The sequence below is a fragment of the Undibacterium sp. genome (assembly GCF_030683615.1).
GTDB classification, from domain to species: Bacteria; Pseudomonadota; Gammaproteobacteria; order Burkholderiales; family Burkholderiaceae_D; genus Undibacterium; species Undibacterium umbellatum.
This window is the reverse complement of sequence record NZ_JAUXQE010000037.1, coordinates 143,774-168,739: the sequence shown is the minus strand read 5'-3', so window position 1 is coordinate 168,739 and position 24,966 is coordinate 143,774. Positions and strand designations below refer to the sequence as shown.

The window sequence follows — 24,966 nt, the reverse complement described above, 5'->3', positions numbered from 1 at the left end:
CGCTACGGTGTAGTCGGAGTTTCAGACAAGATCTTGTCTGCCGACGTGACGAACCACCCTTGCAAGGGTGTTTTCCTGAGGCGACAGCCTTGCTGGGACAATTTTGCATTATCCCTAGTATCTGTAACCCTGAAAATATAAAGGAAGCATCGTATGAGTAATCCGTTTTCTGGTTCTGAAATCCCCGGCATGAATGCCATGGGCGATACCCTGTCTTTCGTTAAAAAACTCTGGGGCAATATGCAAGTGCCGGGCATGGTCGCGCCACCAATGTCGGTGGACGAGCTGGACAAGAAAATTCAGGATTTGAAGACGGTGGAATCCTGGCTCACCGTTAACATGAACATGCTGCGCGGGACCATACAGGCACTGGAAGTGCAGCGCGCGACGCTGGCAGCCTTGCAATCTCTCGGTGAAAGTTTCGCCCAGCATGCGCAGCAGGCGGGTGCGATGGCAGAGCAGGCCGTATCAGCTACCACTGCGGCTACTGCAGCAGCAAATGCGCCAGCAAGCAATCCCGGTAGCAATGCGGACTGGCCCATGCATCCAAATGCAGCCAAGGCAAATGCCGCAGAGCCCGATCCCGATGAAGAGCTTGACGAAGATAGTGCAGACATGCCGCTTGAAGCCGGTGCAAACCCTGCTAAGGTAGAAGTGCCGGTAGAAGAAACAGCTCAATCTGCCAGTGCTGAAAAAGCTGCAGATGCAACAGACACCAGTACACCTTTCGTCAATCCGGCGGCCTGGTGGGGGCTGCTGCAAGAGCAATTCAAGCAGGCAGTCAGTAAGGCCATGGAAGGGGAGCAGACCGAGACTGCAAAAGATACAAGTCCAGAAAAAAAGGCCCCCGCAAAGAAAGCAGCTAACAAAGCTGCAACCAAGCTCACAACCAAGCCCGCAACCAAGCCCACAACCACATCCACAGCAAAGTCGTCAGCGACGAAAACTGCCAAGCCATCAAGCAAAGCTACATCTGCAACTGGCAGCAAGCCAGCCAAAGCGAGTAGCGGGGCGGCAGTCAAGCCTGCGGTGAAAGCTGTCAGCAAGGCTGCAAAAACAAGTAAGTAAAAATGAAATGTCGATGCTGAATGATCAGCATCGACTATCATGGAGCCCTGAATTTCAATAGAACGGGGAAGTGCAGTTGACCTTGTTGACTTGCTTGATTTCCACGACTTTCAAATTATTATCCATCATCCAGGCAGCCATGCGCTTGATGGTCGGCTGGCCCGTCCTATTGATGACGATCACTTTATCGGATTTTCCATAGACGCAATCGCTTTTAAATTCCAAACCCTCTTTTGGGCCGACAGCAGGTAACGGGACTTCTATCAGTTGCAAGGGAAATTTTGCCAACTCTGCTGCTGACATTTCTCCATACCGTATGTTTGTATCGATAACGAATGCAGCTTTGGAAAACTGCTCAATTGGGTTTGGCGTGCTGGATTTTGTTTCTATGGGTTTGGCGACAAAGGCCACATGTTTATTGCCAATATTATCTCCACTTATCCCTTGCCATTTTTCATTGATTTCCTTGCGCGACGGCAAGCCATTTGCTGCCGGGGCAGATGTGGTCTGGGCAACGGGTAGCGGTGAAGCAGTTGCTACAGTTGCTGCCGCTTTTGGTGTTGCTGCTGCAGGTGCAGCCTTGACAGGTGCTGCTGCAACTTCTTCACCCTGGTATTTGTATTTGCCGTCGAATGGCACGTCACCCCATGCGCTGGCGCAGTTTTCTACATGCAACTGCATGCCGCCGGCTGCACGTTTTAATGTCATATTGCATCGACCTTGGCTAAAATCCCAGCCGCCAGGCGCATCTGATAACTTCCCTTCTCCTGCGCCACTACGCAAATTGCCGGGCTTGCCCTTTTCTGCTACTTCCAGCGTGAATTTGCCATCTGGTTTTACTGTTAACTGACGTTCAAAACTGTTGTCGCTGGCATCATAGACACCAGCCTTGGGAAAAGGATTGTAGTCAGCGGCCAGAACAGGTGCGGTCATGGATGCGAGGCTTGCAGCAAGAAGACTGATCTTTTTGAAGGAGGGAGAGTTTTTCATGTGGTTACAGTGTGAAGTTAGAAAAAAGTCAGAATGGCAGTTCCTGAACCAGCCTGTCAGATCAGGATGCATGATGCATTAATGTAAATAGATGGTGCATGAGAGACGTAGGTGTGTCAATCAAGTAATTGTGTGTTTTATATTAAAGCGCAACAATGTGTAAGCAGGTTTGCATAACAGGTAGTATTTTGCTATTAACTGCAATGCGAAAATATTCGTATATTTATGTTGTCATGACTGACCTATCAGGAGAACTAACAGTGGCTTTCATCTACGAGAGAATTCCCGAAGCAGATATTGTTGCTTTTGGCTTGCGCGAGATTGATAAGCAGTTTCCCATGGCTGTGGCGTCCAGATGGGTGATAGACCGCGAGCGCAATTTCTATTTGCGCTACTTGACCTACGACCGCGAACAGCCATCACACAAAAATTTCAGCTACTTTTGGAACGGTAATCTGTATAGCTTGCGCCTGCGCAGCGAAGGACAGGACATGCCGGACGATAAATGGAAAACCAACTGGAGCTGGCTGGGCATGCGTGAACCAGAAGCAGACGCCAGGGCAGAGTTTGAAGCGAACCGCACCGCTTTCATGACAGATATCAAAGATGCCTTGAGGGCTTACCGCGATGGTTCCTTGTCGCCAGCCTATTCAGCCCACATAGCAGAATTTGACTTTTAGACGGAGGACTTATGTCAGGTCTCAGTCATCTGCAAGCCATAGCGCTGCTGCAAGATCATCCAGAAGATTACCGCACGCCGGGTTCATTGAAAGACCTCGCCAATCAGGTGTCCGTCTATTCTGACGGACAAGTCACCCTGCTGTATGGCGGTATGGTGCACAAGGACATTTCCAGTAATGACCTGGTTGAGCTCATGGTCGCCAATCAAGAAGATATACGCGCGATTAACAAGACACCGATAGCGGCTTTTCTGCAGTCAGAAGATTACCTTGAGGCTGTCGCCAGAGCGCATCATTGCAAATCGGTCGATGAGGTATTGAGCAAGCGTGATCATCCGGCCAATCAATTCATGTTCGCCGCCACCGATGGCCGCTGGGCAGATGCTTCGGCCCGGTTTGCTGCCACCACCAAAGGCGAGGTCATGACGCTCAGCGGTTATGCCGGTGCAGACCGCACCCTGGGCCTGGTGGAGTTGCCTGCCATATTGAAAAACACTGAGGTCACGCATATCAATGGCAAGCCCAAGGATGTATTTCAGGCGATCTACGATGAGACAGGTTCGCTGGCTGAGGTGTTCAAGGCGGTTTCAGCTTCATCTTATGAGTTGATGCGCAATATGGAGGTCAAGGCTTCCACCCATATCAATGCAGACGGTAGCGAGAAAAAGATCGCAGAAAAAGTTGGTTCAAAAAGCCTGTTTGAAACTTCGTCGTATAAAGGCAGCAGCCTCGCTAAAGGAGAAGCAAATTTATCGATTGCCTCCATACCTGAAGCAAAATTCAAAGCCAATATTGACGAGGGAAAATTACACCTGGAAAATATAGAACAAAAGAATCTGGCAGACAGGAAACGAGGGATGGATACGACAGGTTTGCTGCTGGTAAACGATACTCCTTCATCCAGACTGCTTGCGCTTTCCTCTGGCCCTGCGCTGAAGCTGGAATCAGCTTCGCACAAGATATAGATTGTGTGGGATACAAAGCCGAGAGGCGGATTTTTACAGCACTAGCTGTCAGCTCTCTATTTTTGCTTCAGTAAAATTAGCGGCAACAAAATCCCAATTCACTAAACTCCAGTAAGCTTCCATATAAGCAGGTCGCTGGTTGCGGTAGTCAATGTAATAAGCATGTTCCCACACATCGCAGGTCAGCAAAGGCTTGTCGACACCGATCAAAGGCGTGGCAGCGTTTGAAGTATTGACAATTGCCAGCGTATCGTCAAAACGCTTCAGTAACCAAGTCCAGCCAGACCCAAAATTACTGATGCAGGACTGAGTAAATTCTTGCCTGAATGTGTCAAACGAACCCCATTGAGCCGTAATCGCGTCACCCAATGCGCCAGTGGCAACGCCGCCGCCGTTGGGAGTCAGGCTTTGCCAATAAAAATTATGGTTCCACACCTGTGCCGCATTATTGAATATGCTGCCGGTGGATTTCTTGATGATATTTTCCAGAGACTCTTCGGCAAATTCCGTGTCCTTGATCAGGGCATTCAAATTCGTCACATAGGCCTGATGATGTTTGCCAAAGTGAAATTCCAGGGTTTCCCTGGAGATATGTGGTTGCAATGCATCCATTGCATAAGGTAGTTCGGGTAGGGTATGCAGCATGTCAGTCCTTCCGGTGAGCAAGGTTACGGAGTGGTGTCCACACGCAGTGTCGCTTGCAATGTTATTTCAGGGACACTTGCAAGTGCTTTTGACAGTGGGCAGTCACGTTTTGCTGCCGCCGCAATTTCCTGGAATTGCCCATCGCTTATGCCAGCGACAGTCGCTTCCATAGCCAGCGCAATACGGTCAATCACGAAACCCTCACCCTGCTTGGATAAGCTGACGCTGGCCTTGGTATCAACATCGGTGGTTTTCAATCCTGCTTTTTCGCAGGCAAATGAAAATGCCATGGTGAAACAGGCAGCATGGGCGGCACCCAATAATTCTTCCGGGTTGCTACCGCGCCTGTCGTCTTCAAAGCGGCTGGCAAAGCCATAGGGATAATCCTTCAGCGCGCCGGTTTCAGTGCTGATATTACCGACAGCTGTTTTGCCTGAGCCTTCCCAATGGACGCTGGCAGTTTTTTCGGTCATGGTAGATCCTTTTCTGTGAGTGCAGCAAAGTAGGCCAGGTTCATAATTGCGCTAGTATGCGCATCAGTTTCCCAGATCAGAATTTGTCATTTAGCTGTAGCCTATGCCTTTGCTTTAAAGGCATCTGTTCGCTAACACACGCAAGGATACTTATACGATTTGCGACTTTATTGACCTGTTATATGTGAGTCAGCGCACAGATCATCTTCTGTCATTCCCTTAGTCTGCATGCGTATATGCAGCATGCGTTTTCCTACTGGAATTAGATGATCATGATAAAAATACACACAGGTCAGGCAGGGGCTCAACTCAGTCGCGAGGAATTTGGCCAACGTTATCGCGCCAGTTTTATTGATCCGGCTTTTCGTGCAGAAGAATCCGCGATAGTCAGGCTGGAAGAAATTGCCTGGCATGCTTATGACGAAGGACGCAAGGCACCGTTCACGCAAAAAGCAGGTGCTGGCTATGCAGACCCGGATTACGATCTGTCTGTGGAGTGGCAAGCAACCAAAGACCGTCTGGATGCAGCGCAAACACAATGGGGGGGAGCAGCCACACCATCTCGTGTCTTGTTGATCTGCGGTTCAGCGCGCAATGATGGTACCTGTCCCGGTGAAATGTCCAAGAGTTTTCGCTTGCTGCAAATCGCCAAAAAGGAATTGGAACAAGCGAATATTCAGCCCGATGTACTCGACCTGAGTTTACTGACTTCAGAGTATGGCAAGAATATTTTCGCTTGCAAAGGTTGCGCCTCAACGGCCATGCCCTTGTGTCACTGGCCCTGCAGTTGTTACCCCAACCATGCGTTGAACCAGACCAATGACTGGATGGCAGAAATTTATGAGCGCTGGGTCGCTGCGCATGCTGTCATCATCGTCACCCCAGTCTATTGGTACCAAAGTCCCAGTCCCCTGAAGCTGATGATAGACCGCCTGGTCTGTGCTGATGGTGGTAATCCCGATCCTACCTCCACCTCAGGCAAAAAAGCCGCCAAGGCCAAGGAGCTGGAAATGGCAGGCTGGAATTATCCGCAACATCTGGCCGGGCGCGCCTATGGCCTGATTGTGCATGGGGATGTTGCTGGAGTAGATGACTCGCGTCGCGCATTATCTGACTGGCTGGACTGGATGGGCTTTATCGATGCCGGTACACAGGCACGCCTGGGGCGTTACATTGCTTACTACGAACCCTATGCCAATAGTCATGAAGCGCTGGATGCAGATATGGCCATGCAGCAGGAATCGCGCAATGTGGCTACTGCGGTAGCCAAGGCAGTCAGCGAGTTGCGGGCGGGTCGTTTGCAGGCTGTGCAGGTTGACGTAAAAAGACCGCGACCAAAATAAATTCTTTGAAGTATGAACAGCCTTTATCGATGTGAAAGAAAAAAATGAATCCTTATCTTCACCATGTATCCGGCTTTTTCGCTGAACGCGGCGAGGCCGAAGCTACTCTGAGCAGCCTGCTTTTGAGAGGCATACCGTCCGGGCGCATGCAGATTTTTGACAATACCCTTGCAGCACCTCCAACTGCTGCATTGCCACCACAGCCCGGTCCTGTGGCGGGTAGCGACAAGGCCTTGAAAGATATTCTGGTCAGTGGTGCTATCGGGACCGCTGTGGGTACAGGACTGGGTGCCCTGGCAGAAGTGGCCCTGGTCGCCGCCAATGTCAGTCTATTTATCGCCAGTCCCCTGGTTGCACCTTTGGTCATGATGGGATGGGGCGCCAGTATCGGAGGTCTGCTGGGTGCCACTCAAGGTGCGTTCAAGAAAAATACCGCTGGCGCAAGTGAAGCAGATAAGGCTGGTGCTGACAAGCAAGGCTGGTTATCCAGCTTGATCGACGACGCGATTACCAGCGGGCAGTTTGTGCTGGTAGTGCAAACAAACACTGAGCAAGAGACAGCCATAGCACAGGAAGTGATTGACGCATCAGTTGGTGTTTACAAAGATGACAGCATCGCCTGATTCAAGCCTGCAAACAGCCAGGCGTTTCAATTCAGATACTATCTTTTCAATTGCACATTGGGTAAAGCCGGAATCCGAACTTAGTTCCATCTTGATCTGTTAGGCATGTGTCTGCGAACATGCCATTGAATCTGTTGAATGGATTTAAGGACGGCACCAAAGTCATCATCAGGCAGTTGTTCCGCGACGACTGACACAGGGATATGAAACAAGTCGCCAACCAGATTGAAGCGATAGCATTGCTCCATGCCCAATGTCGCAGGCATGCCCATTCTCTTCTCTGCAGCCCCGTCCAGGATTGCATGTGCATGTAGCTACCGCTACGGTTTTGGTGAATAATAGGAAAAGAAAGACGGAAATTAGTTTCATATGGCTAACGCCGAAATGAACGAATGGCCGCCCACAAATTAATAAAATACAGAGCATCATCGCGGCCAGTCCTATCGATCATCCTGTTAGCCTCAATAACGCTCAATCGAAAAAGCTCTGTCAAACTGGCTTTGCCGGTGATAGATAAATCTCAGCAGGAATACCTATGAGTGCAGGCCCGGATAAGTATCCTCCATCTAAGGACCCTGATTCGTTGATAACACGACCTACAACACCAAGCAGAGCACTGCGAAGTGCGATGTTGCTGAAGATATTGCGTGGCCCTGCATGATACATTTCAGTTGCTACTTTAGTCGCAATTTGAATGATAGGCTCAAGCTTAAACTCCAATTGAAACCAATTGCCATGTTTATCCTGCGCACTAAAAGTATTCGGCAAGCCTATATCTCCCATGTGGGAAATTAGAACTATGCCAAATACTTCTGGAAGCCAATCTATCAGGCGTCTTGCCAACATTTGGTCTTGAGCAAGCGCAGCAATTTCAACATTTATTTCATCATCAGAAATACCATCACGCCCGAGCACGGCGATGGCATTTTGCAGGAGTTCTTCAGAAAGTAATGGCAGCATAGAAGTGAGAGCTTAACGTTGAACTGGACGGCTGGCCGCCCAGAGAAATAAAATGAACTGTACCCTTTTGGGCAGCCCAACTCGAGTGCCATGTTAGCGCATTTTATTTGACGACGAGCTCAAATTCGTTGGGGGACAGGCCAAGAAGATGGCTCATACGTTGCCCCTTTTTTTTGCTCCATAGGAGATAGTGGTCACTCATTCTGAGTGCGATCTACAAGCAGAAATAGCGCTCAATTAGAATGCTACTTTGGCTTAATCTTCAGTCTGTGGCCGATTTTTTGCTCAGCACTTGCAAAGCCTCTTTGGTCCACTGCACACGGCTTTCCTCAAAAGTGATGCCCGCTTTCAGTATCAGGTAGCGCAGTTGCTGCTCATGCGACAGCAGTACCCCACTGAAGTCGCGTTGTTCAATTTCTCTATAGGTCTGTAGCTCTTGCTCATGCATTTGCAAACGACGCTCAAATTCTTCCGCCAGGCCCAGCGGGCCTATGGCGGCATCAGCGCGTAGTTTGACCATCATGTCATCACGCAATCGCATCGGTGCACTGGTTTCGCTGGCCCAGCGCCGCAATTCATCCCGGCCCGCGGGCAGGATGTCTATCAATTTTTTACCCGCGCGCCCACCTTCAACCTCGGTCGAAATAACCCAGCCCTGGCTCTCCATGCGCCCCAGTTCCCGGTAGATTTGCTGGTGCGTTGCATGCCAGAAATAGCCTATGGACTTGTCAAAACGCCGCGCCAGGTCATAGCCTGAACATGGCTTTTCGGCAATCGAAGTCAGCAAGGCGTGAGGCAGAGACATGTTTTAGAGTAAATAGTCGGTGTGGTTTTCAGACATTTTATATGCAACTGGTTGCATAAATAAAGCAGTTTCGTTATATTCTTATGCACTCAGTTGCATAAAATCTAAAACAAAACATTTGTTGCTTGATTGAACCCTTTATATTTAGGAAAACGCCATGTCTTTTTATCCCCACCTGACAAAGCCACTCGATCTGGGTTTCACTACTCTACCAAATCGCCTCTTAATGGGTTCCATGCACGTGGGGCTGGAAGAGGTTGACAATGGTTTTGAGCGCATGGCGGCATTTTATGCTGAGCGCGCCCGTGGTGGCGTAGGCCTGATTGTGACGGGTGGCATCGCGCCGAATGAAAGAGCGCGTCCCATGCATGGCGGTGCCATGCTCACTACTGAAGCAGAAGCAGAACACCATAAGATAGTCACCAAGGCCGTACACGATGCAGGTGGCAAGATCGCCATGCAGATTTTGCATTTTGGCCGTTATTCTTACCAGCCTACTCTGGTCGCACCCAGCGCTATCAAGGCACCGATCAATCCTTTCAAACCGCATGCACTGACGACAGAAGAAGTCGAAGAAACCATCTCTGATTTTGTCCGCTGTGCCGCGCTGGCGCAATCGGCTGGCTATGATGGTGTCGAAGTCATGGGCTCGGAAGGTTACCTGATCAATGAATTCATCGCCGCCTGCACAAACCAGCGCGAAGATGAATGGGGCGGTGCCTATGAAAACCGTATCCGCTTCCCTATAGAAATCGTACGCCGCATACGCGAAAAGGTGGGTGCCAATTTCATCATCATCTATCGCCTGTCCATGCTGGATCTGGTCGATGGCGGTTCTACACTGGACGAAGTCACGCAACTGGCAAAAGCCATAGAAGCAGCCGGTGCGACGATTATCAATACTGGCATAGGCTGGCATGAAGCACGTATCCCGACTATTGCCACCAAGGTGCCGCGCGCCGCTTTTGCCTGGGTGACTAAAAAGCTCAAAGGCCAGGTGAATATTCCCCTGATCGCGACCAACCGCATCAATACTCCTGAAATTGCCGAGCAGTTACTGGCAGGAGATTATTGCGACATGGTCTCAATGGCACGCCCACTGCTGGCAGACCCGCTGTTCATGCGCAAGGCGCAAGAGGGCAGGGCAGACGAGATCAATACCTGCATAGGTTGCAACCAGGCCTGCCTGGATCACACTTTTGGCGGCAAGGTGACGTCCTGCCTGGTCAATCCACGCGCCTGCCATGAGACAGAACTGGTTGATGCGCCTCTGGAAAAAGCCAAGCGCATTGCTGTAGTTGGTGCTGGCCCAGCCGGTTTGAGCTTTGCCACGACCGCAGCCAATCGCGGCCATGCCGTGACACTGTTTGATGCCGGTTCTGAAATTGGCGGCCAGTTCAATATTGCCAAGCAAGTGCCGGGCAAAGAAGAGTTTTATGAAACTCTGCGCTATTTCGGAAAACAGATAGAGCTAACCGGCGTCACGCTCAAGTTGAATACCAAGGTCGATGCGGCTGACCTGGCAGACTTTGATGAAGTCGTGCTGGCAACGGGCATCACCCCACGTGTTCCTCCTATCGAAGGCATAGAGCATGCCAAAGTCCTGAGTTATCTGGATGTTTTGCGTGATAAGAAAACAGTAGGCAAATCCGTCGCCATCATAGGCGCAGGCGGCATAGGTTTTGACGTTGCAGAATACCTGAGCCATAGCGGCACCAGCCCGAGTCTGGACCCAGAAAAATTCTACGCAGAATGGGGTATTGATACCGACTATAAAAACGTCGGTGGCTTGCGCGCCGCACAGCTGGAAAAACCAGCACGCCAGATTTTCCTGTTACAACGCAAGACTTCCAAGGTCGGTGATGGACTCGGTAAAACCACTGGCTGGATACACCGTACAGGTTTGAAAAACCGCGAAGTGCAAATGATCGCTGGTGTCAGCTATGACAAGATAGACGATGCTGGTTTGCATGTCACCATCGGTGGCGAGCAAAAGCTGCTGCCTGTCGATAATGTGATTCTGTGTGCAGGTCAGGAACCTAGGCGCGATTTGCAAGCTGCACTGGAAGCCGAAGGAAAACCTGTGCACTTGATTGGCGGTGCAGATGTGGCTGCCGAACTCGATGCGAAACGTGCCATCAATCAGGGCACACGTCTGGCAGCAACAATCTGAAGATAGCAAATCGCCATTCAGGATGAACTCACTTTATTCAGACCCCGTTTGATCAATGTTAAATGCAATACCGAAAGGATGATGATGAACAATGTACCTGCAACTGTCGCCGCTTCCCTGCAAACCTGGCATGAGATGATTGCCAATAAAGACCTGAGTTCCTTGCCATCCATCGTGCATGCTAATGCTGTGTTTCGTTCTCCCATGGCGCACCAGCCCTATACCAGTGCCCAGGCTGTCGTGCTGATACTCAGTACGGTGGCCCAGGTGTTTGAAAATTTTACTTATCATCGCGAGTTGTCTTCTGATGATGGCTTGAACATCGTCCTGGAATTCAGTGCCAATGTCGGTGACAAGCAACTCAAAGGCATAGACATGATACGCTTTGATGCCGATGGCAAGATTGTTGATTTTGAAGTCATGGTCAGGCCCATGAGCGGCTTACAAGCGCTTGGGCAGGAAATGGGTGCGAGATTGGCGCAGTATCTGCCAGCCTATAAAGCATCTAAATAGGCGGCTGAATAATCTCCTGCCAGTTGCTTTTTATTTGCGTGCCTGCCTTTTCAAAAAGCGCATGAGGCTGCCCAGCAAGGGCAGCTTCTCATACAACTCTTCCGCCGCGTCCCAATAATCGCGGTGGAAATTCACCCGGCCATCAGCAGCAAAGCGTATATGTGTAGCTCCCCGTATGCATTGTGGCGCAGCATTGAATTTTTTCATCGTAAATAGAAACTCCCAGACCAGAAAGGCAGTATCGTTTTGCAAAACCGATGAAGTAACACGAAAACGCGGTTCACGAACCTGCACAAACATGTGCTGGAATACATGGTTGATGGCAGGCAGCCCGCGCAGCTCGTTGAAGGGGTCTTTGAAATAGGCATCTTCTGTATAGATGCCGGACATGTTCTGGCAAGTCTTCAGTGAAATGGTTTCAAAGAAAACTATCAGCTTGTCCAGACTGGCTTGATGATCAAGAGTAGTCGACATTTATAAACCTGTCACCTTATGAACCAGATAAAAATAGCTGCGGTAAGGTAGCAGGCGCGCCAACCTCAACCAGTTGGTAAAGCGATGGGGAAAGTGTATGTGAAAGTCGCCTCTCTGCATACCCTTGACGATGGCCAGAGCCGCTGCAGGCGCGCTCATCAGGGCGGGCATCTTGAAATCATTCCCTGCTGTCATCGGTGTTTCAACAAAGCCTGGATTAATCATATACACCGCAATATTTTTAGGGCGCAAATCCAGATACAGGCATTCACACAAATTGATGATGGCGGCCTTGGTTGGCCCGTATACCAGCGCTTTGGGCAATCCAGAAAGGCCAGCTACCGATCCAACTATACCGATACCACCGCAACCCTGCTTGAGCAGTGCAGGCAAAACGGCATCCAGGCATTGGTAAACTCCGCGCACATTAATATCTATCAGCCTGTTGACTGCGGCAAGATCAAGACTGTCTGCCCGCATTTCATTGTAGCTACCGGCAACGACAAGTACCAAGTCTATGCTGCCCCATTTTTCAATCAAGCGCGCATGACAAGCGACCAAGCTGGCGTGATCGCAAATATCTACTGCCATGGCTTCGGCCATCGGGTAGTCAGCCGCAATTTTTTCCAGTTGCACCAGTTTTCGGGCTGACAGTGCGACCCTGGCACCCAGCGTCAGCAACAGCCTGGCAGTTTCTTCTCCTATGCCGCTGGATGCACCGATGATCCAGATGCGTTTACCCTGCCAGTCGCGGATGACGGGGTTCATGGTGCGGTGTTACTACGTTTAGTGAAAGAGAGTGTCACGCTGCCGAGTTCAACTCCAAATTTGCGCATGATGGCACGGTTCAGCATTACTTTGTCATCCATCAAGACCATAGTATCGTCAAAATCCACGTTATAGACGCTGCCATCAACAGGCAAGGCCAGCACATAATTCCAGTGCAGGGTATTGCCGGACACCTGCCCCTTGGCTTCACCTATGACATCTGAAGCAGTGCCGGTAAATTGATCATTCCCCACTTTTTTCAAAGTCCAGATGCGTTTTTGCTTGCTCCCATCTGAGTAAGTAAAGTCTTCATTGAGCGTGCCAATATCACCTGACCACTGGCAATCCATGACTACGGTAAAGCGTTTGACGATGGCACCTGACCTGTCCTGGAATATGCCCCAGGCATCAAGCTTGCCATTGAAATAGCTTTGCATGTCCAATTTGGGAACTTCGTTGCGGTAGCGGCCTGGCTCATACTGGCTGGCACAGGATGTCAGTAGCAGTATCAGGCTGCAGAAAAATAATCGGTAAGTTTGCTTGAACATATGCTTTCCTGATGTGAGTGTTCGTTTTGGCGGAGTGCTTAATTGCCAGCGGATTTGCTGCCTAGCAGCTTGTTACGTAAACTCTGTGCCGTGGTTTTTTTGTCCAGCCATATCGCAAAGAAAGCATGGGCAAATTCAGCATCGCGTATCTCGCCCAGCAATTTTCCATTCAGATAAAATCTGGCTGCTTCATTCGGTATATGAATGCCGGTGATGTGTGTGCCCTGTTTTACGTCCGGGAAAATATTCTTCATCTGCGCCAGCCAGCGTTCCCGCTTTTCGGCTGTGCCCAGCTTGAGCTTTTCTATTTCATCTATGCTGGCATCGGCGATTTTGCTGCCATACAAAGTGCGGGCATAGGCCAGGTCCAATGCAAACTTTTGTGGCTTCTCACTTTCCGGCTTATAGCCTTCAGGTACAGACCACAAACTTGCGTCGTAAATATGCAGGCCAAACCAGCGAAAACTGCCTGTTCCCTGCAAGCTGGCTTGCGGAATTTCCTCACTGATATGTGCAGGTGCTGAGTTTGTCGGCTTGTCTTCGGCATGCACAGTCATCGCTGTCGCTGCAAGCAACAGCGACAAACACATGCTACGTATCAATGGCAGGGTAGTCATTTTTTCCTCAGTGTGAATTGAGTGACATTGATGCTGCCAGCACGGAAACCTGCTTCGCAATAAGCCAGATAAAATTCCCAGGTACGCAAGAATTCATCATCAAAGTTCTGCGTCTTGACCTGCGCCAGTTTTTCCATGAAGGCATGACGCCAGTGCAGCAGGGTGCGTGCATAGTCGAGGCCAAAATTGAAGGTATCAAGTACTTCCATGCCGTAGTTTGTTGCCATGGCGTGAAATTTGTCTATGGATGGCAGCATGCCGCCGGGGAAGATGTATTGCTGTATAAAGTCCGTACCCTTGCGGTAACGGTCGAATAACTCATCTGCAATGACGATGCTTTGCACGCATGCACGGCCGTCCTGTTTCAGGTTGCGGTGCAGGCATTCAAAATAACCTGGCCAGTAAGCTTCACCAACTGCTTCAAACATTTCTATGGAAGCGATTGCGTCATAGTTGCCATTCGCGTCTCGATAATCCTCTATCTTCAAATCACTCTTTGCATGCAGGCCAGCATTGTGCAGGCGCGCTTGGGCATATTGCAATTGTTCGGTAGAGAGCGTCAGACCAGTGACGTGGGCACCTGCATCCCGTATCGCCATCTCAGCAAAGCCGCCCCAGCCACAACCTATTTCCAGCACCCTGGCGTTTTTTGGTAATGCCAGTTGCTCCAGTATGCGGCGATATTTTGCCTGTTGTGCTTCTTCCAGTGATTGGTCTTGCTCGCCTGTATAGATCGCGCTGGAGTAAGTCATCGAGGGGTCCAGCCACAGCTTGTAGAATTCATTGCCTATGTCGTAATGGGCATGAATATTTTTCTTGCTGCCTGTGCGGGAATTGCGGTTCAGTAGATGCTTTAGCCTATAGACAAGGTTACCCCACCAACTGCCATAAATCACGCTTTCCAGTTGCTGGCGATTATGTGAGATCAGTTCTATCAAGCCAGCCAGGCTGCTGGTGCTCCAGTGGCCGGCGATATAACTTTCGGCAAAGCCGATGTCACCTGACTTGAGGACCGCGCGATACAGCTCCCAGTCTTTCAAATGCAGGCTGACGTGCTGCCATCCTTCTGACGCGCGGCCAAAGCTGGCGGTTTGCCCATCAGGGAATTGTATGGTCAGGCAGCCATGCTGAAGTTTGTTCAGCAGGCTGAGGACGAACCTCGCTTGCGCAGGAAAATGCTTGCTATTCAGTTGGGTGTTGACTGTGGCATTGTTGTCAGCGCTTGCAGTGCCAGAGGCAAAGGTGGGATGGAGGCTGCTCATCGGCTTAACTCTTCAGTAGGAGGAATAGGTTTGGAAATAAAGGGTACTCGCTTTATCCACAGGCGCAGTGCTTGTAGATGAATGCGTAGCACTACGCCGATAGTCATGAAGGGGTAGCGCAACATGACCTTGGCTATGTGAGTGTTACTCATGGGCTGTTCACGGCCTGAAACGCTGGTGAGTAATAGCGGACCTTCTGCATCGGCATAGTCAATTCGGGCCAGGTATTTTTTCTGCGTGTGTCCTGCAGTTTTCCCTGCTGTCTCTTGCTGTGCTTGCATGAAACGGAAGCGATAGCTACCCTCCACCTTGCAGAAGGGCGACACATGGAAGATTTTCCTGGCTTGCAATTCTTCGCCATTGGTCAGCCTGCCACCATTCTCCAGCAGGTACAAATGCTTCTCACCAAAGGTATTGCGTACTTCGCACAGCACGGCACGCAAGCTGCCATCCTGGCGATGACAAAACCAGAAAGAGACCGGATTAAATACAAAGCCAAACACCCTGGGGAAGCATTGCAAGCAAATCTCGCCATCGGCATCTGTGATGCCCTCGTTTCGCAACAAGCCATCTATCCATAGTGCCAGCGGCTGGCGAGCATCACCATGGTCACGTTCATGGAAGGACAGGGCATTAAAGCGGTTCACGGAAAACAGTGCAGGCGTGCTCATATGACCGATGTCACGCACAGGCACACGGATAAAAAACACGCCATAGCGAAATGCGTTTTTTGCCGGGCGCAAGCGCTTGTGCATGACTTCGCCTGTACATAAAGTGACAGCAGATTTAGTGGCTGGCGTGTTCATGCCGCACGCGTCATATGTTCGTAGGCTGCTTCTGCACGCGCGAGTATGCACTCTGCGACACGCAGGCCAGATTTCAAGCCATCTTCATGGAAGCCATAGCCTGTCCAGGCACCGGCGAACCAGATATTTCTCCTGCCCTGAATATTGACCAACTGGTTTTGTGCATTGATTGCCAGCGCGTCAAATACAGGATGAGAATAGTCAAAGCTATTGATAATACTGGCCGCTGCCGGTTCTTGAATTGGATTCAAGGTGACGATGACGGGTGTCTTGAATGGCAGGGGTTGCAATTGATTAATCAGGTAATGCACGCAGACACGTGGTTCGTTACCGCTTTCACTTTGATAATTCCAGGCCGACCAGGCTTTTTTATGTTCAGGCAAGACACTCGCATCGGTATGCAGCACTGCGCGATTGGGCTGGTATTTGACAGCCGACAGAATCTGACGCTCAGCCAGGTCGGCATCAACCAGCAATTTCAGGCTTTGGTCGCTATGGCTGGCTAACACAACATGCTCAAACGTTTGCGTGCCATGTGCGGTCTGGACTGTGATTGCGCCTGGTGCTTTTTCTTGCACACTTAATACCGGAGTTTGCAAATGCCTGTGTGCAATCCGAGGCAGGATCTTTTCCACATACTGCCTCGCGCCACCTTGAACGGTTTGCCACTGTGGCCTGTCATTCACTTGCAGCAAGCCATGGTTGTGGCAGAAATTCACGAAGGACGATAGTGGGAATGCCATCATGGTCTCGGTAGGGCATGACCAGATACAGGCTGCCATCGGCAACAAATACCATGCGCGGAATTCTTTACTGTAGCCATGCTGGTCGAGAAAGCTGCCCAGAGGCTGCATGAAGTCGGGATGATTTTTCGTCGTTGCCAGTGCAGTAGTCTGTTTATTAAAGCGCAGGATATCGCGCAGCATACGTATGAACGCCGGGTTGAGCAGATTGCGGCGCTGGGCAAACACCGTATCCAGATTGGCTCCAGCCCATTCCAGCAGGCGACCCCTATTATTGCTCACTGGCATTTTGACAGAGAAAGACATGTCAGTCGCAACAGTCGCGATGTCAAGCTCTTTGAACAAGTTGACCAGGTTTGGATAGGTCTTGTGGTTGAACACCAGGAAGCCGGTATCAACGCCATAGGTCTTGCCTTCCAGGCTGACATCGACGGTATGCGTATGCCCGCCAAAGTAATCATTGGCCTCAAACAGGCTGATTTCATGCCCAGCTTTAGAAAGCTCGTAGGCGCAAGACAGGCCGGAGATGCCGGAACCGATGACTGCGATTTTCATAATCTGTATCTGTTCAGAATATTAGTAAAAGTAACACATATTGATGAATCTAAAAGCGGAATCGTCCCTGCAGTGCCTTGGGTGCCATCCATGCACATCTATAGATACGCAAATTAGGGCTTATTGGATTTATGCGCCTTATCGATTAGCCACACTCAATGTGCTTCGCTCAATAATTTACCTGGTAAAAATGTCGTCTTGGGTTAAAATATGACCGTCAATTTCATTTTGTGACTCATCAGTCACAAAATATACTACAAAGTTTTTATTTGTGCAGGAAAAATAATGGAAATCCGTATTCCTTTTAAAAAACAACAGTTTGATGCGCGTGAAGAAGCCATCATTGATGCTGTCAATCGCCTTTTATCAGAAAAAGGTTATGACTTGATGACCATGGATGATGTCGCCGATGCGGTGGGCATAGCCAAGGGCAGCCTGTACAAGCATTTTTCATCCAAGGAAAAGCTGGCGGGTGCGGCCATGACGCGGCTGCTGAAAGCAACCCAGGCTGAACTGGATACCTTGGCGGTCGACATGCCAGCGATAGACAAGATCAGGCACATCCTGGCCTGGTCCTTGCGCTTGCGCCTGCAGGGGGGCGTGCCACACCTGCCGTCCACCAGCCTGGCCTTGCAGCGCAGCCTGATGCTGAATCTCGATTATGTGATGGTGGCCCTGCGAGTCAATAAACGTTTTTATGCGCTGGTGGCGCAAGCCAGAGAGCAGGGCGCATTGACGCCGCTGGTGCCGGATGATGTGCTGGTCTATACCCTGTATTCACGCGCTTGTGACCCGACCATGGAATTTCTCATGCGCGACAAGCGCCTGACACATGAACAGATAGTCGATGCCATGGTACATGCAACCATAGGTGGTTTTTTGTCAAATGATGCGAGAAAAACCTAAAGCAGTCAGCTTGATGAATTGTTTTCTTTTGAAAGGCGCAAGGCTTCCTGCAAGATGCTGACGTCGCCGATGTGATTTGCCAATAGCAAGATCAGTCTGGCATTCAGGGCCGCACTGGCTTCATCACTAAGCTCGCGATGGGAGTCTATCAATAGCTGATAAAAATCGTCACCAGCGCTGTAATCGCGCTGCGCAGATTTGTCGGGGTAATGGAAATTCGCTTGCAGGTTCAAAGGCATCATGCCACTCCTGATGAATTGCCGCATGCAGTTTGTAATGCACGAAGGATGTGATTCAATTCAAATTTCTGCCAGCGTGCGGTCAGATGTTGATCTGGCCTTAACAAGTGATAGCTGCCATTTTCTGCGCCATAGCGCTGGTGCAGCAAGCCCTTGGTATCAGTCAGGCACAGGTGACCATCAAGCTCAACTTCCTGTTTGCTAATGATGAGTGTGGCTACTGGGATCACTTCCTTTTCCAAGGCCTTTATCGCAGCCAGATGTGCAGCTGGTATGTCAGATACGGCATCACAGAAATACAGGCCATGAAAAACAGGCTGCAAGTAATCGATCAGGAAACCTGTTCCACTTTGAGTACTGACTGGCCCATCTTCAAATGGTGCGCCAATTTGTAGGGCAGTATCAAAGCTGGCGTGGTCTGGTGTGTGTAAAATAGTAGTTGATAAAGTTGACGGCACAGATAGTCGCCCTGAATTCACCAGCTTGCGGGCAAACGCATGTTCTTGCGCCAGACTCAACACTGCATTGCGAAAGCACTTGCTGATCGCACTTTTAGGCGTGATGAAATCAGTAGAGCGTGTCGAGTTCAGCAGATTCTCATCGGCTGCAAATACGCGTTCATCTGAATAAGTGTCCAGCAATTTGGCTGGTGCCTTGCCATCAACGACGAGCTTCAATTTCCACACCAGATTATCCGCATCCTGTATGCCGGAATTGGCACCACGCGCGCCGAAGGGTGACACCTGATGGGCAGCATCGCCAGCAAACAACACGCGGCCATGGCGGAACTTTTCCATGCGCCTGCACTGGAAGGTGTAGACACTGACCCATTCGAGCTCAAACTCCCTGTCATCGCCGAGCATGGCCTTGATGCGCGGCATCACTTTTTCGGGTTTGCGTTCTTCCACCGGGTCGGCATCCCAGCCCAGTTGAAAATCGATGCGCCAGACATTGTCTGCTTCTCGGTGCAGCAGCACGGATTGATTCGGATGAAAAGGCGGATCAAACCAGAACCAGCGTTCAGCCGGAAAGTCAGCCTTCATGACGACATCGGCAATCAGGAAACGGTCCATGAAAACCTTGCCTTCGACTTCCAGCCCCAGCATCTGGCGCAAGGGGCTGCGCGCACCATCGCAGGCGATCAGCCAGTCGGCTTGCAAGCTATAATCACCTTCTGGTGTCACTATTTGCAAAGTCGAAAATTCTTCGCCTTGCTCAATCGCGGTGACACGGTGATTCCAGCGTAACTCAACCCCTAACTCGACGGCACGCCGAACCAGAAATTCTTCCAGATAGTATTGCTGCAAATTCACCATGCCCGGATGCTTGTGATCCGGCGCAGGCAAGAGATTAAAATTGAATACTTCTTCCTTGCGAAAAAAAGTACGCCCTACATTCCACTCTACGCCCTTGTTACGTACCGCCGCTGCGACGCCCAGTCTGTCAAGTATCTCCAGCGTGCGCTTGGCATAGCACAAGCCGCGTGAACCTACCGATACCGTATCATCGTCATCCAGCACCAGTACATCCAGCCCCTGCAACTTGCAATCTATCGCCGCAGCCAGACCAACAGGGCCAGCACCGACAATAATAACTTTGCGGCGTGTAACTTCCTTGGTCTTCAACTCCGGTGGAGTCACGAAAGGGAATTTTTGATATTGATAAGTGCTAAGCAAAATGCGGCTCCTGCGGCGCGATTAAAGCGAAAGACCCAGAGATATTTGAAGGTTCATGACAGCAAAAGAATTTCTCTTGTTTTTCGCTGTGGTGTAGCAGGGAATTCGAGCGGCATGCCGCTCGCCTGCGTAACGAAGTCTGCCTGCAAGCAGTCTTTCCTCCCTCCGTGTCTCTGGGTTGAGAGGTCTTGACGCTCTTAATACTAACCCTCCAAACTCTTCCACATCTCCACATCCCGCTCCGCCGTCCACACCCGCGGATCAACGTGCCCAGATGCTTCATCAAAAGCCCTTGTCACATCAAACGGCAGGCAATGGTCAAAGATCACCCAGTGACCATACTTGGGTTTCAAAGCGGCGTAAGTATTCTTGTAGATGGTATTGAGGTCATGCTGTTGTTGCTGCCCCGCTTTGACGCTGGTGAATAAATCGCTGATGAAAGAACGGGTTTCGCTGAGACCTGCCGCCACCAGTTCTGGCGTAGTCAGGGCAGTACCACGGCCAGGCACCAGTTTCTCGGCTTTCATCGCTTCCAGATTACTCAGGGTTTGCGGCCAGTCTGAATAATAGGCATCGCCCGCATACGGTGTCGCGCCAAATTCAACCAGGTCACCAGAGAACAAAACTTTTTCCTGTGGCAGCCAGACGATGGTGTCCCCCTTGGTATGACCACGACCCACCTGCATGAGCTTTACCTCCAGCTTGCCCAGCCAGATCGACATTTCACCCTTGAAGGTAATCGTCGGCCAGGTCAGGCCAGGCACGCTTTCAACATTACGGAACAGGCGCGGGAAGCGGCCTATTTCACTCTTCATATCCGCATCACCACGTTCGACAATCAGGTCGAAAGTATCGCGGCTGGCAATAATATGTTCCAATCCTTCAGCCACATAGCCACTGGCACCAAGTACGCGAACCGCGTGGTAGTGTGACATCACCACATACTTGATCGGTTTGTCAGTGACTTCACGGATGCGACGCACCACATCCTGCGCCATGATGGGCGTGGCCTGAGTATCGATGACCATGACGGCATCGTCGCCAATGATGATGCCAGTATTCGGGTCACCCTCAGCGGTATAGGCGTAGGCATGTTCGGATAATTGCTGGAAGCTGACTTTCTTTTCTTCCAGGTCAGCGTGTGAGGCAAATTGCTTGGTAGTCATGACAACATCCTTTAATCAGTGCAGTACATGCTTAAATTTGAAGCATGCAACAGAAAACAAGAATAAGCATTAATTCGTTATTTGTAAATGCATTTGTTAATAGTAAAATTAATTCATATTGAACAAGAGGCAGCCATGACAGACAAAAGCAAGGAAAGACGTGGCATAGGTGCAATAGAAGTCGGCGGCCTGATCCTGAATGCCTTGGTCAGTTCTGGCCGTGCCATGTCCTTGGGGGATCTGGCTCGTGAGAGCGGCATGCCTGCTTCGAAGGCTCACGCCTATCTGGTCAGTTTTGGCAAACTCGGTCTGGTGGAACAGGATGCGGCGACTGGTGCTTACCAGCTGGGCCCCTTTGCCTTGCAAATGGGCTTGGTCAGCCTGCAGCAAATGTCACCCGTCAAACTGGCAATACCTGAGATTACCCGCCTCGCAGCAACCACAGATCAAACCATCGCGCTGGCGGTGTGGGGCAGCCATGGCCCTACCGTGGTGTATATCGCAGAATCAAGCCGCCCCATCCATGTGAATATGCATGCGGGCTCTGTCATGTCCATGCTGGGTACTGCAACGGGACTAGTGTTTTCTGCCTTCTTGCCACAAGCGCTAGTCGACAAGGTGATCGCCAGGGAAGTCAAAGATGAATTGGTGATAGGGCAGGCGGGTGTACAGTTGACAAGCAGGGATATTGCCAGCGTACTGGCAGAAGTACGTGTGCAGGGTCTGGCGAGGGCACAGGGCCTGCCCATACCGGGCATTAATGCCCTCAGCGCGCCGGTATTCAACCATGCCTGCACCTTAAGTCTGGTGATTACAGCTACTGGCCCCAAGGGCAGTTTTGATACCGACTGGAATGGCGAACTGGCACAGGCTTTGCGAGCCAGTGCCAGTTCCTTGTCGCGTCAGCTGGGTCATATGCCCAAGCCGTAGAAGATGAAAGCTTTATACTTTATTGCGCTGCCAGGGCTTTCTCTACGTCTGCCACCAGTTTCTTGTCATCTGGAGTTGTGTAGCTGGAATAGGCAGCCACGACATTGCCTTTGCGGTCTATCAGATATTTGTAAAAATTCCATTTCGGTGTCGTGCCCGTTGCCTTGATCATCTGCGCGTACATAGGATTCACATCCTTGCCCCTGACTGCAGATTTGCTGAACATGGGGAACTTCACGCCATAGGTATTAAAGCAAAAGTCGGCAATTTGCTTGTCATTGCCTGGCTCCTGCTTGCCAAAATCATTGGATGGGAAACCCAGTACCACCAGACCCTTGTCATTGTATTTGGCGTACATGGCTTCCAGGCCTTCGTACTGCTTGGTGAACCCGCAATAACTCGCAGTATTGACGACCAGTGCAACCTTGCCCTTGTACTGGCAAAGATCTTGCGGCGTTTCATCTTGCAGACGCTTGAATTTATGGTTCAGCACGGCCGGGCAGGCATCACCGGTATCTGCCCATGCTCCCAAGGAGCAAGTGATCAAACTCAGAAAAAGAGCAGCTTGTATTGGTGTGCGTCGCAGCATGGTTAACTCCAAAAGAAGAGGATGTCATCTTAGCGCAGTCTTGAGGAAATATGTGGATTGAAGGCTAACTGATTAAGTTGAGCACAGACAGCGCGCTTCTGTCGATAAACCGACAGCGTGATGGAAATCGTACTATATTGACATCGAATACCTCTGTTGTGAGACTCTGGTTTTAGGGTATCTACATCCCTATATGCCTAAATCGCATATAAAACATCGAAACACTTCGTTTTAATTTATATGGGACCGTTTTATCCTGTACTCCTCATAAAAATTATTACTTACCAGGACTAGAGATGATGATCAAAAAACTTATTCTTGCAGCAAGCTTTGCCACGGCTTTTTCGTCTGTCGCAATGGCAGCGGATATCAGCCTGCTCAATGTTTCCTATGACCCTACCCGTGAGTTATATCAGGATGTGAACCAAGCTTTTGCCAAGCAATGGAAAGCCAAAACCGGTGACAATGTCACTATCAAGCAATCCCATGGCGGCTCTGGCAAGCAGGCGCGTGCCATCATAGATGGACTGGATGCAGACGTAGCCACCCTGGCACTGGCCTATGACACCGATGCCCTTGCAGAAAAAGGCCTGGTCGACAAAGCCTGGCAAAAGCGTTTGCCACACAATGCCTCACCATATTCTTCGACGATTGTATTCCTGGTGCGCAAGGGTAATCCCAAAGGCATCAAGGACTGGGGTGATATCGTCAAACCTGGCGTTGCCGTGATTACACCCAATCCCAAAACTTCTGGCGGCGCACGCTGGAATCATCTGGCAGCCTGGGGCTATGCCCTGAAATTACCAGGCGGTAGCGAAGCCACGGCAAAAGAATTTTTATCCAAGCTATATAAAAACGTCCCCGTACTGGATTCAGGTGCGCGGGGTGCAACCACTACCTTTGTTGAGCGTGGCATAGGTGATGTCTTGCTGGCCTGGGAAAACGAAGCCTTGCTGGCTATTAAAGAACTTGGCCCGGACAAGGTCGAGATTGTTGCGCCATCCACCAGTATCCTGGCTGAACCTTCGGTTGCCGTGGTCGATAAAGTGGCAGATCGCAAGGGCACCCGCAAGGTGGCAGAAGCTTATCTGAACTTCCTGTACACCGACGAAGGTCAGGATATTATCGCCAAACATTACTACCGTCCGACGACAGAAAAAGCCTCGAAGAAATACGCGGCGCAATACCCTAAAGTGAAACTGTTCACTATCGATGAAGCTTTCGGTGGCTGGACCAAGGCGCAAAAAGTGCATTTTGCTGATGGTGGTATTTTCGACCAGATTTATCAACCAGGCAAAAAATAAGCTTCGTTTATAAAAAATTTGGAGCTGAGGCAGAAATGCATTATCCCGCATTGCAAAACTACTTGAGTCGTCTGCAAAGTACGCTGGCCACCACCAACTTGTGGCTGGATGAACAAGGGCGTGCGCGTGGACGTTATTTTAATTCCACCCTGACCAGCGCCTTCCAGGCCATACGGGCAGGTGACGATGGCCGCGTTGCAGCCTATGAGGCGTATGCGCGCAGTTATGCCAGTGACGACCAGGGGCTGAATATATGGAAGCTGCTGGAAAATGCCGCCAATGATGATGAGTCGGTTGAGTTGGATAGATTGTGCCGGCTCTTGCATACCCTGAACTTTTACCGGCAGCCAGAAAGTGCCAAGCTGGATTTATACCTCAGTGTGCATAGTCGCTTACTGGCTGCGGTAGAAGGCAATCATGGTATGGCGTTTCGCCGCATCCTTGATGTACTGGAGTTGCCACACGCGGATATTATCTTGCAGTTGCCGCAAATAACGCCCAGCCAGCGCTGGGTGTTGACGCATGTTGCCGAGAATTACCGGCGCAATGGTTTCCGCATAGGCTTGCATGCTGCCAGCCTGGAGCAGGCGGCAGACTTGCTGGAGCGCATACGCCCGGCTTCCATCAAGGTGGATATCAGCCTGGCCAACGATGATCAGGCACAGGTGCGCTTGCTTGAGCAGGCTGACCGCGCTCAGTGTCATATCATCTTCCGCCGTATAGAAAACCAGAAACGCTTAGAGGCATTGCGCCTGGCACATCAGACTGCCAGCCCGTATTTGTTGCAGGGCTTTTTATTTGATTTGCCCAAGGCAGCGTTGCTGAGCCTGGATGAAGGTCACCTGGTCTTTGACTATCGGGAAGAATTCAAGCTGGCTTGAATTCCGCTCAATTGGGCAGGCCAAGCCAGAATACATACCTTATTCACCTGTTGATCTCATTATCTGGCCTCTTATGCTGATCGCGCATAAGGGGCCAGATGCATGTTTGCCCTCAGTGTTTGGTGAAGAAATGAATAAACTGATCACTCATTCATTGATGTTTTTATAATTCTTGCCTATATTTGCTTTTTTATATAGCAATCCATATGCGAAAAACGTATTTAAGCATAAGAAAAAATTCGTTTTCTATATAACGAAATACTG

28 protein-coding genes are annotated in these 24,966 nt (G+C 50.3%); 11 read left to right on the top strand and 17 right to left on the bottom strand.

Annotated features, from left to right (window positions below):
• Positions 1 to 153 precede the first annotated feature (153 nt).
• The gene (locus Q8K39_RS20380; RefSeq protein WP_305263022.1) at positions 154 to 1,068 is read left to right on the top strand and encodes a PhaM family polyhydroxyalkanoate granule multifunctional regulatory protein; all 915 of its coding nucleotides are present in this window, start codon (positions 154 to 156) and stop codon (positions 1,066 to 1,068) included.
• A 54-nt stretch (positions 1,069 to 1,122) separates the two neighbouring features.
• Here the strand turns inward: Q8K39_RS20380 and Q8K39_RS20375 are convergent, their stop codons facing one another.
• Complete coding sequence (locus tag Q8K39_RS20375; RefSeq protein ID WP_305263021.1) at positions 1,123 to 2,001, bottom strand: hypothetical protein; 879 nt, start codon at positions 1,999 to 2,001, stop codon at positions 1,123 to 1,125.
• 317 nt (positions 2,002 to 2,318) lie between these two features.
• Between Q8K39_RS20375 and Q8K39_RS20370 the strand changes: the two genes are divergently transcribed.
• On the top strand, positions 2,319 to 2,738 hold the full coding sequence (locus Q8K39_RS20370) for a hypothetical protein (RefSeq protein WP_305263020.1): 420 nt from the start codon (positions 2,319 to 2,321) through the stop codon (positions 2,736 to 2,738).
• A gap of 11 nt (positions 2,739 to 2,749) precedes the next feature.
• A complete protein-coding gene (locus Q8K39_RS20365) occupies positions 2,750 to 3,703 on the top strand; it encodes a hypothetical protein (RefSeq protein WP_305263019.1) in 954 nt (317 codons plus the stop codon).
• Between the two features lie 48 nt (positions 3,704 to 3,751).
• Here the strand turns inward: Q8K39_RS20365 and Q8K39_RS20360 are convergent, their stop codons facing one another.
• Complete coding sequence (locus Q8K39_RS20360; protein ID WP_305263016.1) at positions 3,752 to 4,348, bottom strand: superoxide dismutase; 597 nt, start codon at positions 4,346 to 4,348, stop codon at positions 3,752 to 3,754.
• A 23-nt stretch (positions 4,349 to 4,371) separates the two neighbouring features.
• On the bottom strand, positions 4,372 to 4,821 hold the full coding sequence (locus Q8K39_RS20355) for an OsmC family protein (protein ID WP_305263014.1): 450 nt from the start codon (positions 4,819 to 4,821) through the stop codon (positions 4,372 to 4,374).
• Positions 4,822 to 5,093: 272 nt separating this feature from the next.
• On the opposite strand from Q8K39_RS20355, the gene Q8K39_RS20350 reads away from it, so the two are divergent.
• Both Q8K39_RS20350 and Q8K39_RS20345 read left to right on the top strand, forming a co-directional pair.
• Positions 5,094 to 6,164, top strand: coding sequence for a flavodoxin family protein (locus Q8K39_RS20350; RefSeq protein WP_305263012.1), 1,071 nt, complete (start codon positions 5,094 to 5,096; stop codon positions 6,162 to 6,164).
• 44 nt (positions 6,165 to 6,208) lie between these two features.
• The gene (locus tag Q8K39_RS20345) at positions 6,209 to 6,787 is read left to right on the top strand and encodes a hypothetical protein (RefSeq protein ID WP_305263010.1); all 579 of its coding nucleotides are present in this window, start codon (positions 6,209 to 6,211) and stop codon (positions 6,785 to 6,787) included.
• Between the two features lie 80 nt (positions 6,788 to 6,867).
• On the opposite strand, the gene Q8K39_RS20340 is transcribed toward Q8K39_RS20345, so the two are convergent.
• The 3 genes from Q8K39_RS20340 to Q8K39_RS20330 all read right to left on the bottom strand — a co-directional run bounded on the left by Q8K39_RS20340 (position 6,868) and on the right by Q8K39_RS20330 (position 8,552).
• Complete coding sequence (locus Q8K39_RS20340) at positions 6,868 to 7,053, bottom strand: hypothetical protein (protein WP_305263008.1); 186 nt, start codon at positions 7,051 to 7,053, stop codon at positions 6,868 to 6,870.
• Positions 7,054 to 7,276: 223 nt separating this feature from the next.
• A complete protein-coding gene (locus tag Q8K39_RS20335) occupies positions 7,277 to 7,747 on the bottom strand; it encodes a hypothetical protein (RefSeq protein WP_305263006.1) in 471 nt (156 codons plus the stop codon).
• A 262-nt stretch (positions 7,748 to 8,009) separates the two neighbouring features.
• Positions 8,010 to 8,552 (bottom strand): PadR family transcriptional regulator, encoded by a 543-nt coding sequence (locus Q8K39_RS20330; RefSeq protein ID WP_305263004.1) that lies wholly within the window; start codon positions 8,550 to 8,552, stop codon positions 8,010 to 8,012.
• Between the two features lie 157 nt (positions 8,553 to 8,709).
• Here Q8K39_RS20330 and Q8K39_RS20325 point away from each other — a divergent pair, with 157 nt between their 5' ends.
• Both Q8K39_RS20325 and Q8K39_RS20320 read left to right on the top strand, forming a co-directional pair.
• Positions 8,710 to 10,725: an NADPH-dependent 2,4-dienoyl-CoA reductase gene (locus tag Q8K39_RS20325; protein ID WP_305263002.1), complete on the top strand. Its 2,016-nt coding sequence runs from the start codon at positions 8,710 to 8,712 to the stop codon at positions 10,723 to 10,725.
• A gap of 84 nt (positions 10,726 to 10,809) precedes the next feature.
• Complete coding sequence (locus tag Q8K39_RS20320; protein WP_186954961.1) at positions 10,810 to 11,238, top strand: nuclear transport factor 2 family protein; 429 nt, start codon at positions 10,810 to 10,812, stop codon at positions 11,236 to 11,238.
• Positions 11,239 to 11,268: 30 nt separating this feature from the next.
• Here the strand turns inward: Q8K39_RS20320 and Q8K39_RS20315 are convergent, their stop codons facing one another.
• From Q8K39_RS20315 to Q8K39_RS20285, 7 genes are read right to left on the bottom strand one after another with little or no spacing between them, the layout of a single operon-like run.
• Positions 11,269 to 11,712, bottom strand: a complete 444-nt coding sequence (locus Q8K39_RS20315; RefSeq protein WP_305262999.1) for a nuclear transport factor 2 family protein — start codon at positions 11,710 to 11,712, stop codon at positions 11,269 to 11,271.
• Positions 11,713 to 12,480, bottom strand: a complete 768-nt coding sequence (locus Q8K39_RS20310) for an SDR family NAD(P)-dependent oxidoreductase (RefSeq protein WP_305262997.1) — start codon at positions 12,478 to 12,480, stop codon at positions 11,713 to 11,715. It lies immediately after the preceding gene.
• On the bottom strand, positions 12,477 to 13,028 hold the full coding sequence (locus Q8K39_RS20305) for a DUF3833 domain-containing protein (RefSeq protein WP_305262995.1): 552 nt from the start codon (positions 13,026 to 13,028) through the stop codon (positions 12,477 to 12,479). The genes Q8K39_RS20310 and Q8K39_RS20305 overlap by 4 nt, the downstream gene beginning before the upstream one ends.
• A gap of 38 nt (positions 13,029 to 13,066) precedes the next feature.
• Positions 13,067 to 13,645 carry a chalcone isomerase family protein gene (locus tag Q8K39_RS20300; RefSeq protein WP_305262993.1) on the bottom strand — a complete coding sequence of 193 codons (579 nt, stop codon included), beginning with the start codon at positions 13,643 to 13,645 and terminating at the stop codon, positions 13,067 to 13,069.
• On the bottom strand, positions 13,642 to 14,907 hold the full coding sequence (locus Q8K39_RS20295; RefSeq protein WP_305262991.1) for a cyclopropane-fatty-acyl-phospholipid synthase family protein: 1,266 nt from the start codon (positions 14,905 to 14,907) through the stop codon (positions 13,642 to 13,644). The genes Q8K39_RS20300 and Q8K39_RS20295 overlap by 4 nt, the downstream gene beginning before the upstream one ends.
• Positions 14,904 to 15,713 carry a DUF1365 domain-containing protein gene (locus Q8K39_RS20290; protein ID WP_305262989.1) on the bottom strand — a complete coding sequence of 270 codons (810 nt, stop codon included), beginning with the start codon at positions 15,711 to 15,713 and terminating at the stop codon, positions 14,904 to 14,906. Before Q8K39_RS20290 ends, Q8K39_RS20295 begins: the two co-directional genes overlap by 4 nt.
• Entirely contained in the window at positions 15,710 to 17,011 is a 1,302-nt protein-coding gene (locus Q8K39_RS20285) for an NAD(P)/FAD-dependent oxidoreductase (protein WP_305262988.1), read from the bottom strand. The genes Q8K39_RS20290 and Q8K39_RS20285 overlap by 4 nt, the downstream gene beginning before the upstream one ends.
• A 285-nt stretch (positions 17,012 to 17,296) precedes the next feature.
• Between Q8K39_RS20285 and Q8K39_RS20280 the strand changes: the two genes are divergently transcribed.
• Complete coding sequence (locus tag Q8K39_RS20280; protein ID WP_186954953.1) at positions 17,297 to 17,917, top strand: TetR/AcrR family transcriptional regulator; 621 nt, start codon at positions 17,297 to 17,299, stop codon at positions 17,915 to 17,917.
• A gap of 5 nt (positions 17,918 to 17,922) precedes the next feature.
• Here Q8K39_RS20280 and Q8K39_RS20275 read toward each other — a convergent pair whose 3' ends face one another.
• From Q8K39_RS20275 to Q8K39_RS20265, 3 genes are all read right to left on the bottom strand, one after another.
• The gene (locus Q8K39_RS20275) at positions 17,923 to 18,156 is read right to left on the bottom strand and encodes a DUF2783 domain-containing protein (RefSeq protein WP_305263164.1); all 234 of its coding nucleotides are present in this window, start codon (positions 18,154 to 18,156) and stop codon (positions 17,923 to 17,925) included.
• Complete coding sequence (locus Q8K39_RS20270) at positions 18,156 to 19,832, bottom strand: FAD-dependent oxidoreductase (RefSeq protein WP_305262986.1); 1,677 nt, start codon at positions 19,830 to 19,832, stop codon at positions 18,156 to 18,158. The genes Q8K39_RS20275 and Q8K39_RS20270 overlap by 1 nt, the downstream gene beginning before the upstream one ends.
• A gap of 203 nt (positions 19,833 to 20,035) precedes the next feature.
• Entirely contained in the window at positions 20,036 to 20,998 is a 963-nt protein-coding gene (locus Q8K39_RS20265) for an MBL fold metallo-hydrolase (protein ID WP_305262985.1), read from the bottom strand.
• Between the two features lie 135 nt (positions 20,999 to 21,133).
• Between Q8K39_RS20265 and Q8K39_RS20260 the strand changes: the two genes are divergently transcribed.
• Positions 21,134 to 21,928 carry an IclR family transcriptional regulator gene (locus tag Q8K39_RS20260; RefSeq protein ID WP_305262984.1) on the top strand — a complete coding sequence of 265 codons (795 nt, stop codon included), beginning with the start codon at positions 21,134 to 21,136 and terminating at the stop codon, positions 21,926 to 21,928.
• A gap of 19 nt (positions 21,929 to 21,947) precedes the next feature.
• Here Q8K39_RS20260 and Q8K39_RS20255 read toward each other — a convergent pair whose 3' ends face one another.
• Positions 21,948 to 22,517: a glutathione peroxidase gene (locus Q8K39_RS20255; protein ID WP_305262982.1), complete on the bottom strand. Its 570-nt coding sequence runs from the start codon at positions 22,515 to 22,517 to the stop codon at positions 21,948 to 21,950.
• 296 nt (positions 22,518 to 22,813) lie between these two features.
• On the opposite strand from Q8K39_RS20255, the gene Q8K39_RS20250 reads away from it, so the two are divergent.
• Together Q8K39_RS20250 and Q8K39_RS20245 are read left to right on the top strand one after the other, a co-directional pair.
• Positions 22,814 to 23,821, top strand: coding sequence for a sulfate ABC transporter substrate-binding protein (locus Q8K39_RS20250; RefSeq protein ID WP_305262979.1), 1,008 nt, complete (start codon positions 22,814 to 22,816; stop codon positions 23,819 to 23,821).
• Between the two features lie 35 nt (positions 23,822 to 23,856).
• Positions 23,857 to 24,702 carry an EAL domain-containing protein gene (locus Q8K39_RS20245; RefSeq protein WP_305262977.1) on the top strand — a complete coding sequence of 282 codons (846 nt, stop codon included), beginning with the start codon at positions 23,857 to 23,859 and terminating at the stop codon, positions 24,700 to 24,702.
• Positions 24,703 to 24,966: the final 264 nt, after the last annotated feature.